The organism is uncultured Aquabacterium sp., from assembly GCF_913773725.1.
In the GTDB taxonomy this organism is placed as follows: domain Bacteria; phylum Pseudomonadota; class Gammaproteobacteria; order Burkholderiales; family Burkholderiaceae_C; genus Aquabacterium.
In genome coordinates this window covers 1-10059 of the sequence record NZ_CAJYGK010000120.1, presented here as the reverse complement: position 1 = coordinate 10059, position 10059 = coordinate 1, and the positions used below count along the sequence as shown (strand labels likewise).

The 10059-nt window shown below is 64.6% G+C and carries 10 protein-coding genes and 2 pseudogenes; all 12 read left to right on the top strand.

Features of this window, described 5'->3' with window-relative positions; translation table 11 throughout:
* Positions 1-200: pseudogene (locus QZ709_RS15030) on the top strand (S-(hydroxymethyl)glutathione dehydrogenase); the annotation flags it as partial.
* A 108-nt stretch (positions 201-308) separates the two neighbouring features.
* The gene (locus QZ709_RS15025; protein WP_023112352.1) at positions 309-1529 is read left to right on the top strand and encodes an ISL3 family transposase; all 1221 of its coding nucleotides are present in this window, start codon (positions 309-311) and stop codon (positions 1527-1529) included.
* 264 nt (positions 1530-1793) lie between these two features.
* Complete coding sequence (locus QZ709_RS15020; RefSeq protein ID WP_034030332.1) at positions 1794-2606, top strand: hypothetical protein; 813 nt, start codon at positions 1794-1796, stop codon at positions 2604-2606.
* Positions 2607-2712: 106 nt separating this feature from the next.
* The gene (locus tag QZ709_RS15015) at positions 2713-3066 is read left to right on the top strand and encodes a DUF3085 domain-containing protein (protein ID WP_034030334.1); all 354 of its coding nucleotides are present in this window, start codon (positions 2713-2715) and stop codon (positions 3064-3066) included.
* A 440-nt stretch (positions 3067-3506) separates the two neighbouring features.
* The gene (locus tag QZ709_RS15010; protein WP_034030336.1) at positions 3507-4415 is read left to right on the top strand and encodes a DUF3577 domain-containing protein; all 909 of its coding nucleotides are present in this window, start codon (positions 3507-3509) and stop codon (positions 4413-4415) included.
* A 56-nt stretch (positions 4416-4471) separates the two neighbouring features.
* Positions 4472-5161: a DUF3275 family protein gene (locus QZ709_RS15005; RefSeq protein WP_034030338.1), complete on the top strand. Its 690-nt coding sequence runs from the start codon at positions 4472-4474 to the stop codon at positions 5159-5161.
* A gap of 95 nt (positions 5162-5256) precedes the next feature.
* Positions 5257-5598, top strand: coding sequence for a hypothetical protein (locus QZ709_RS15000; protein ID WP_034030346.1), 342 nt, complete (start codon positions 5257-5259; stop codon positions 5596-5598).
* A gap of 105 nt (positions 5599-5703) precedes the next feature.
* Positions 5704-6111, top strand: a complete 408-nt coding sequence (locus QZ709_RS14995; protein WP_034030340.1) for a hypothetical protein — start codon at positions 5704-5706, stop codon at positions 6109-6111.
* A gap of 16 nt (positions 6112-6127) precedes the next feature.
* Positions 6128-6388: pseudogene (locus QZ709_RS14990) on the top strand (hypothetical protein).
* A 76-nt stretch (positions 6389-6464) separates the two neighbouring features.
* The gene (locus tag QZ709_RS14985; protein ID WP_294638198.1) at positions 6465-7115 is read left to right on the top strand and encodes a hypothetical protein; all 651 of its coding nucleotides are present in this window, start codon (positions 6465-6467) and stop codon (positions 7113-7115) included.
* Positions 7116-7155: 40 nt separating this feature from the next.
* The gene (locus QZ709_RS14980) at positions 7156-8289 is read left to right on the top strand and encodes a DUF6094 domain-containing protein (RefSeq protein WP_255487793.1); all 1134 of its coding nucleotides are present in this window, start codon (positions 7156-7158) and stop codon (positions 8287-8289) included.
* Between the two features lie 104 nt (positions 8290-8393).
* Positions 8394-10059: DEAD/DEAH box helicase (locus tag QZ709_RS14975; protein WP_294638197.1), on the top strand; the 1666-nt coding region annotated here is incomplete at its 3' end.

Sequence of the window (10059 nt, the reverse complement as noted above, 5' to 3'; positions counted from 1 at the left end):
TCACTGGCCGACGCTGGCTTGGCACCGCCTTCGGCGGGGTCAAGGGCCGCTCGCAGCTGCCGGGCATGGTCGAAGACGCCATGAAGGGCGAAATCGACCTCGCGCCGTTCGTCACCCACACCATGCCCCTCGATGAGATCAACGAAGCCTTCCACCTGATGCATGAAGGCAAGTCGATCCGCAGCGTGGTGCATTACTGACCCGGAATCCCCCGGTTATTTATGGTTCTTCTCCCAACTGAGGGGAGGAAGGCACACGGCCGACCGGTCAGACTTGCTGTTCTCTAGGCAACAGACTGAGGGTCGACCGTGGCCGAGCAGGATTGTATGTCCCGGCTGGGCAGCTGGGAGGGGTATCGAGTGCGCAAGTGGCGCCATGAGTCTCGTGGACAACAGCGTTGGCTGGTGATCGAGTTGGAGCCTGCACCTGGTGCGCAGCGGCATTGCATGGGCTGTGGTCAGGCGGTGACAGCGATTCATGACCGCATGATGCGGCGCATCCGCGAGCTGCCGATATTCGATGATCAGGTGGAGCTGCACGTGCCGCGTCTGCGCTTGGCTTGCCTATCCTGCGGCCCCCGCGTGGAGCGATTGGACTGGCTTGACCGGCATTGCCGGGTGACGCGGCGGCTGGCCGAGAGCGTGGCACGGCTGTGCGCGGTGACCTCGGTACTGCATGCTGCTCGTTGGCACGGACTGGACTGGAAGACGACCAAGGCGATCGACTTGCAGACATTGGAGCGCAGGCTGGGGCCGGTGGATCTGGACGGGGTGCGGCGGATCGCGATGGACGAGTTTGCGATCCAGAAGGGCCACCGATACGCCACCGTCGTGGTGGATGTGGAGCGCAAGCGGGTGCTGTGGGTTGGCCGAGGCCGCTCACGGGCTGAGGTGAGGCCGTTCTTCGAGTTGCTTGGTCCCCAACGCTGTGCCGACATCCAGGCGGTGGCCATGGACATGAACACCGCCTATGACTTGGAAGTGCGTCAGCACTGCCCGAACGCACAGGTGGTGTACGACCTGTTCCATGTGATCTCCAAATACGGCCGCGAGGTGATCGGCCGGGTGCGGGTGGATGCGGCCAACCAACTGCGCCACGACAAGCCGGCTCGCAAGGTGGTCAAACGCTCGCACTGGCTGCTGCTGCGCAACCCGGCAAACCTGGCCGAGTCCGAACAGATCCGACTGAGCGAGGTGCTGGAAGCCAATCAGTCGCTGATGACGGTCTACGTGATGAAGGAGCAACTCAAGGCATTGTGGAACGCACCCAGCGCCTGGGCTTGGCACCGTGCCTGGAAACAATGGCTGCGCCATGCCCGGGAGAGTGCGATCCCGGCCCTGATGCACTTCGCCAAGTGCCTGCGGCCGTACTGGCGCGGCATCCTCAGCCGGGTGCGCTGGCCCATGCACACCGGTCTGCTCGAAGGCATCAACAACCGCATCAAAGTCATCAAGCGCATCGCCTACGGCTACCGCGATGACGCCTACTTCTTCCTCAAGATCCGGGCGGCATTCCCCGGAGTTGGGTGAAGAACCTTTTTCTTGCCCACGGATCAGGAAAGTGGGTACGGCGCGGTGCTGTTTCCTGCAGGCAATCCGCCCATTCCGGGGCCATCTTTGCCCCATGTTCGTCGGCGTCGCCGACACATGCCCAGGCAGCCAAGACCTTCGAGGTTGCAAGTACGGGAGACCGTGCTGGTCGTTTCTTCCTACGGACGCACCGCGTCCATCCACCCACAAGGGACCTCTCCCTTGTGGGCGGGGAATCCCTTGTTCTTTCCCAAGGAGATTCCCATGGACCGTTCCCTCATCAAGACCATGATGCCCTCGCTCGTCGCCGGCCATGTGCCCCGCAACGTGCGGTCGTTCAAGTACCGCGTGTTCGATGACCAGCCGCAGTCCTCGACGCTGGGCTTCGCCATCGATCCCCAACCCTTCGACGGCAAGGTGGTCGCGGCCAACGACGACGCCATCGTCGTCAAGCTCAAGCCCAGCGAGTTCGCGGTGCTCGATCCCAACCTGGTCACCACCGTTCCCAGCGAGGGCGCCAAGGTGCATGTCCAGCCCTACGCACGGCGCCGTTTCGACGGCCTGCGCGCGGACACGCCGGAAGAGCGCACCGAGTACACGTCGGATGGCAGACCCTACACCATCAAGACGCACATCCTCGGCTCCGCGCCGGCCAAGCTGCCCGTCCCTGTGCCGCAGTGCATGGAACTGGGCCAGCTCATCCAGCAGTTGGAGGAAATGCCGGCACCCGACGGGTTCCGGCGTATCACCCACATGCTGGTCGACGCGGGCGCCCGCGACTTCACCTGGGTCGATCCCAAACCGTCCAAGATCATCGAGACGCCTCCGGCGATCGGCTTCACGGTCTCGACCGCGAAGTTCCAGGGCCAGGTGACGATCCTCTACGACCGCGGCGGCGACACCTACGTGGTGGAGCTGCATCGGGATGGCGAACTGGTCGATCGGCATGACGAGGTGTATTTCGACATGCTCGGCGAAGTGCTGGAGAGACTCATCGACGACGGGAACTGGCGCCGGATCGACGTGAGCGTGATCGACGCCAAGGCTTCCCGGCGACGCCAGGCGGTGCCGGCATGATGTCCCGGGCGAAGTTCGCAGCCTGACGACAACTTGCCCCCACAGGCCTTCCATCCGTTCGGGTGGAGGGCCTTTTTCTTTCTCATCCCCACAGGAGATTTCAACCATGTCACTGCGATTCAGAGGCACCGATCTGCGACCCGTACTGGCCGAGGCCGTCGCCAACCAATGCCGCGTCGTCCTCGCCAAGGATCAGGGCGTGTACTTCCTCGCCGAGCGCGCCGAGCGCCGCCCGGACGGCCGCGTGAAGCTGCTGGCGTATGCCGTCGGCTGCAACCCGGATACCGACCCGTTCGATGACTGGTGGGAACTGACGCGCGCCGAGTTGGGCGGCGACGACTTCGGCGAGTTCTTCGACCCGAAGGAAGGCGTCTTCGCACGCATCCTGCACGGCACGGACGACCTGATGCTGTCCGCCACCGCCACGCACCTGTCGCTGGAGGTGGTCCCATCGGCTTAGCGCGGCAACCACCGCACGGCCCTTGTAGCCCCCCGCATAGGGGGCTTCTTTTTTTCCGCGTCACGGAGACGCCCGACGAAGGCGATGCCAGTCTGCGTGCCGTCGGCTGGCGCCTGATCGGCATGCGCGGCGGCGGCGCATGGCGTGGACAAAGGGAAACGCCCGGGTGCCGATTGATTGCTGTCACGCGCGCGAGCCCCGGACATGCTGACCCCATGCCTGCTGACGTTGTCAGCGACATGCCAGGCAACCATCGGTCTTCGAGGTTGCGGCGCAGTTCCCGCTGCGTGACCGAGCCAGCTCGCACCGCATCCGTCCGCGAGCGGCCACCAGTCCCTGGTGGCGGATGCTTTCGCCTTATCAACCCACCGCGGGGTTACGCACCTTTCCCCGCATGCGTGGGCCTGGTGTGTCTCCGCTTCTTCGAATGGAGATTCACCATGAACACCACGTCCAACGAGAAATCGTATTTCGACCTCCACACCTCGGGCATCGGCTACATCCAGCGTGCCCATGAAGTGCCCGTCCGGGGCGGCCGCCGCGCGCAGCCGTTCCTCGCATGCACTGTCGCAGCACTGGTCGGCCCCGCCAGGGACCCCAGCTATCGCTACTTCGACGTCAAGGTCTCGGGTGCCGAGGCCAAGAAGCTCGTTCAGCGCTGCATCGGCGTTGACGATCCCAAGCAACGCCCGCTGGTGCGTTTCCGCCTCGGAGACCTCTGGGGCGATGCGTACATCCGCGACAAGGGCGAGCACGCCGGCAAGCCGGCCGCCAGCCTCAAAGCTCGACTGCTCAAGGCCGAGCCGCTCGACCGGGCCGAGCTGGCTTCGATCGAGCAGCACGAGTTGATGACCCGCGGCATCGGCTACCTCAGCCGCGTCAAGGACGTCACCCCCAAGGATGGCGATCCCTTCCTGTCAAGCACCATTGCCGCACTGGCAGGCCCCGTCGATGAGCCTGAGTATCGGTACTTCGACACCATCGTCGCCACTCCTGAAACCGAGCACTTGGTTCGCCGGTGCATCCAGGCCATCGAGGGGGATCGCAAGGTACTGATCGCCTTCCGTATGAACGACATGCGAATCGACCCGTACATCCGCACCAAGGGCGAGCGCGCCGGGGAACCGGGAGCGAGCCTGGAATCGACGCTGGTCCACATCGGTCTGATCAAGATCGACGGCACCCAGGTCTATCCGACGAGCCAGGCGCAAGCCGACGCACCGCAGGCCGAGGACGCACCCGCGCCCGAAGCCGAGGTTGCCGCCGACACCGCTGCCGATCAGCCTGCCGAGCGCGAGCCGGAAGGTGAAGTCGAGGAGCAGGAGCCGGCACTGGCTGCTTCGTTCTGATCCGGCATGGCCCCTCGCGGGGCCTTGCCTTTTCCTATTTCCCAAGGAGAACCATCATGGCAGCCACATCGGCACCCACGAGATCAGTCCTGCCCATCGTCATCCCGGGCCAGCTCACGTTGCGGACCATCCGCGGCAAGAACGGTCCGTTCACGGTCGGTCGCCTTTCCACCCCCATCGGCGAATTCGCGGTCAAGGACGCGGAGCTGGAGCAGTACCCCGAAGGCAAGTACGACGGGGAATTCGTCATTCGCTACATCTTCGCGAAGTCCTATCCAGTCGCGGGCGGCGCGCGGTTTGAAGTCCGCGCCAACCTCGACGGAATGACGCTCAATGGCATCGACAAGTTGAGCCGTGACGAGGCCCGCAGCTTCGCCACCCAGGAAGTCGATCCGCTCGATGAAGAGCTGGGGACACAGCCTGCGGCAACGCCGGCCAAGCCCGCCAAGACGTCCAAACCCACCAAGCCCGCACCTGTGCAGGCGTTGGCGGACCCGCTGGTCGATACCACGCCCTTCGGGGTAGATGCACCGGCGCCCGCTGCGGCGGCTGCTCCTGGCAGCACCGAAGATGGTGACGCTACTCTGTTCGGCCTGCTGTGGCCGCTGGGCGAGTCCGTGAAACTGGATTCGACCATCGACCGACGCGCTTTGCGCGCGCAGATCTCCCGCCTGGGCGAACTGGGCTACGCGCTGGACTTCAAGACGCAGGAGTGGAGCCGTCAGGCCGAACCACAACCTGCGTGATCGCAGACGCCGCATCCGCGGTGTTCTTCATCCACCCGCCGGGGTCCCTTTCCCCATGCGGGCGAGGCCCCGGCTTTCTTCTGGAGGTCTCCATCATGTCCATCATCGCTTGCGATACCCCCCGTTCCGCGCTGGACAAAACCGCGTGGCGCGCCGTGTGCAAGACGGCCGCCGAGCATGCCCAGCGTGGTTGCGGCCTGTCCTGGGGCCATTGGGTCACGCTCTTCAGTTCGGAAATCGACACGCAAGCCAGTCGATTGCCGGAAGACCAGCGCGCTCAGGCCCTGGAAATTGCCGCCCAGGAATGGGACTACGCAACACCTGCCGAGCGGCAGGAAACCCAGGACTGGAATGCCAAGCACGGCTATTGCTCGCACGGCATTGAGTTCGGCTACTGCCCGGCCGGTTGTGATCGAGACGATGACGACTGGGACTGAGGACAAGTCATAGGTTCCTTCGCCGCACCTGCGGCATTCCATCACCCGCTGGGGGTTCTTCCCCTGCGGGGAGGCCTCCGGCTCTATTTTTTCAGGAGGCCTCCCATGGGCTGGTATTTCTCTCACCAATCGCGATCCGAATTGATCGCGGAACTGATCGAACCGCAGGAGACCGAGCGCGTCAGCGCGAAGGTCATCGCCCACGCGCTGCGCGGCAATGTACTGTGGTCCGTGGTCGAAATGACCGCCAAGGTCGAGGGTGTGCATCGTGATCTCGCGCCGGGCCAGTCCCTGCGCACCATCCGCTGCGATCTGCTGGAACGCAGCGGCAACCAGTGGGGCTACAAGCCGCTGGAAGAGTCCATGCACCCGTACTACTACTCGTGCCCGCTGTCCTATCTGGACCTCGCACCGGAGCAGTCCGCCGACTGGCGTGCAGGCGTTCGCGCCTACCACGCACGGCGGCGCACACCCACGGCTGTCACGGCTCCCGCCTCGACGCTGATGGCCTGAGCCAGGAGGAACCAACATGGACCCGATCCTGGCTGCGCTCCCGCCCTCGCTGCTGGCACTCGTTGAAGGAAGTTTGTCCAACGACGAAGTGTCCTCCGACGAGGAGATGCTGGAGTACTTCATCAGCAACGGCCTCGCCGAGGAACAGGCACGGTAGGCACTGACTTACCGCGACCAGTACCTCAACAACATCTACCTGGACGGCTTCACGCCGATCACGGCGGTGGACGAGGCGCTTCACTTCAACCCGCACACCCGGCAGTTCGAGCCGGACTGAGCGTTTTTCTTCGACCCCCTGGGGCAGTACTTGCCCCAGCGGGCGGTGCTGTTCCCGTTAATCCGAGGACACCACCATGCTCGCAAACACTTCTTCCACCACGCTGTACCGCATCGACGAATGCCCGGACTTGATGGCCGACGCTTGCGTCGGCGATGACCAGGGCAACCTGATCTTCCTGTCCATCTGGGCGCGCGACACCGCCGTCCAGCAGTTCCTGGCTCGCCTGACCCTCGGGCGCGACGAGCAGGGACTGGACCAGTTCCACCTCATCACCGACCAGGGCGGCAGCGTCCCGGTGTTCGTCGGCAACGTCGATCGCCTGGAAAAGCGCATGACCCGCACCTACCGGCGAACGCTGTTCGGTTCGCTGTCCAACGTGTGGCTGTTCGACCGGCGCTGCGTCAAGCCCGACAAAGCCAACGCCAGCGCACTGGCATTGCTCCCACAGGGCAGCGCCCACCGGCTTGACCGCCTGTGGATGCTGGTGCGCGACACCTGCCCGTTGCCGTTGCTCGACCATTGGCGCGAGACCGTGCTGGAACTGCTGCAAAGCCGCGAGATGCTGGCCCGCCTTCCGTTCGCCCTCGGGCCGCTGGAAGGCCATCGGCTCGCCATCGACGTGCCGGCGCTGACCTTGGCGCTGGGTTCCCTGATCCGCAGTGACGTGCTCACCGCCTATCCCTATCCGGCCACGATCTGGACGCCGGAAGTGGTAGCGGCCTGACCCACCCACGGAGGCACGCCTTGGCGTGCTTCCGTGTTTCATCCCCGCCAACCAGGAGACTTCCATGGCCCTCATGTTCCCGCGGCTCGCCCGCAATTTCGGGAAAAACGGGTACTTCCCGACCGATGAACCCACGCTCGAAAGAGCCCTCAACGCACTGATGCCCAGCGATGGGCCGATGTGCATCCTCGATCCCTGCGCAGGCGAAGGCGTGGCGATCGCCGAAGCCGCCCACGCCCTCGGGCGCGAGCAGGCCAAGGCGTTCGCAGTCGAGTTCGACGCCGAGCGGGCACGCCATGCCCGCGGCCTGGTCGATCACTGCCTGCACGCGGACCTGATGGATACGATGGTCTCCAAGCAGTCCTTCGGGTTGCTCTGGCTGAATCCACCGTATGGCGACCTGTCCAAGGACGTCAACGGCAACATCGGATACCAGGGCCAGGGCCGTGCCCGCCTCGAAAAGCTGTTCTATCAGCGTTCGCTGTCGCTGTTGCAGTACGGCGGCGTGCTGGTTTTCATCGTCCCCGGCTACGTGCTCGACGCGGAATTGGTCGGTTGGTTGACACGCCACTACACGGACCTGCGGATCTACCGAGCGGTGGAAACGCAGTTCAAGCAGGTGGTGATCTTCGGCCGTAGGGTGCGCCAGCGCGAACTGGTACCCGATGGCGTCAAGGCCATGCGCAATCTGCTGCTGCAGGTTGGGCAAGGCGAGATCGAAGCCGAGGAGCTGCCGAGCGATTGGCCGTTCCTGCCGTACATCGTCCCCGCCAGTCCGGCCGAGCCGGAGCATTTCTTCCGCGTGACGATGGAGCCCGAGCAGTTCGCCGACGAGGTTGGCAGGCTGCAAGGCCTCTGGCCGTCGCTGGACACGCACCTGGGGGCCGCGCAGCAGTCGCTGCGTCCTCCGGCGCGGGCCTTGTCCCACTGGCATCTCGCCCTGGCTCTGGCCGCAGGCGCAATTTCGGGCGTCGTGCGCTCCAAGACCGGGCGCGTGCTCGTCGTCAAAGGTGACACCCACAAGGACAAGACGCTCCAGCGGGAATTCACCGAACGCGAAGACGGCTCCATCGCCGAGACCCGCATCCTCACCGACAAGTTCGTTCCCGTGATCCGCGCGTGGGACATGACGCCTGACTCCCCGACACAGGGCGAGGTGTTGACCATCCGCTGATCGTTTCTCCACCACAGACGGTTCGCCGTCTCTCTTCCCACCACGGGGCATGCCATCGCCCCGTCGGGGGTGGTGCATGCCCCATTTTCATTTGGAGCATCACCATGTCCCTCGATCTCGATACCACCGTCAACGATGCAACGCCTGTACAGGGCGAACTGCTCGATGCGGAATCTTCCCCTCTGACCCTGAGCCTTCAGGATTTTGTCGGCGAGTTCGGCGACGAACTGCTCGACTCGCTCAACCGCGCCAACCCGCCGGTCTATACCGGCCAGCCGCAGGCGCATCGCCAACTCGTCGTCGCCAGTCTCAAGCGCAAGCTGTTCCAGGCTCAGGCCGAAGTCGTCCATGCCGCCGCCGAGCTGCTGATCGATCGTGGCGAACGCGCCGCGATCGTCAATGGCGAAATGGGCTGCGGCAAGACGACCGTCGGCATCGCCACGGCCGCCGTTCTCAACGCTGAAGGCTACCGCCGCACCCTGGTCCTTTCGCCGCCGCACCTTGTTTACAAGTGGCGGCGGGAGATCCAGGAGACGGTGGCGGGCGCCAGGGTCTGGGTGCTCAACGGCCCGGATACCCTGGTCAAGCTCATCAAGCTGCGCGAGCAGTTGGGTGTGCAGCCCACGGGCCAGGAGTTTTTCATCCTGGGCCGCGTCAGGATGCGGATGGGGTTCCATTGGAAGCCGGTCTTCACCCAGCGGCGCACCCGCCACGGCGACGTGGCGGCCTGCCCGGACTGCGGCACGGTCATCACCGACCTCGACGGCGAGCCGGTCAACCCGATCGCGCTCCAAGCCGAGGAGTCCCGCAGGAAGTGCAGCCACTGCGCCGCGCCCCTGTGGACGCTGATCCGCCCGCGCAGCCTGTCCGGCAGCGACCAGTCCTCGGTCGTCCTCAAAGCCTTGAAGCGCATCCCGACCATCGGGGAAGTCACCGCGCAGAAGTTGATGCAGAAGTTCGGTGACGGCTTCCTGGCCTCGATGCTGGGTGACAACATCCATGAGTTCATCAACCTCATGGATGGCAACGGCGAGCTGGTGTTTTCCGACCGTCAGGCCACGCGCATGGAACGTGCGATGGCCAACATGGAGTTTGGCTTTGGCGAGGGCGGCTACCAACCGTCCGAATTCATCAAACGCTACCTGCCGCAAGGCACGTTCGACCTGCTCATCGCCGACGAGGCGCACGAGTACAAGAACGGTGGCAGTGCCCAGGGCCAGGCCATGGGCGTGCTGGCGGCGAAGGCTCGCAAGACCTTGCTGCTGACCGGCACGCTAATGGGCGGCTACGGCGATGATCTGTTCTACCTGCTGTTCCGGGCACTGCCAGGACGGATGATCGAAGACGGCTACCGCCCGACCACGAGCGGCAGCATGACCTCGGCTGCGATGGCGTTCATGCGCGATCACGGCGTCCTCAAGGACATCTACTCCGAGAGCGCCGGCACGGCGCACAAGACGGCCAAGGGCACCAAGGTATCGGTGCGCACCGTCAAGGCTCCCGGCTTCGGCCCGAAAGGCGTCTTGCGCTGCATCCTGCCGTTCACGATCTTTCTCAAGCTCAAGGACATCGGTGGCAACGTCCTGCCGCCGTATGACGAGGAGTTTCGTGAAGTCCAGATGGACGTGGCGCAAGCTGCGGCCTACCGCGATTTGGCGGGTCGGCTGACCGCAGAGCTGAAACAGGCTCTGGCGCGACGCGATACGACCTTGCTGGGTGTGGTCCTCAACGTGCTGCTGGCCTGGCCGGATTGCTGCTTCCGGTCGGAGA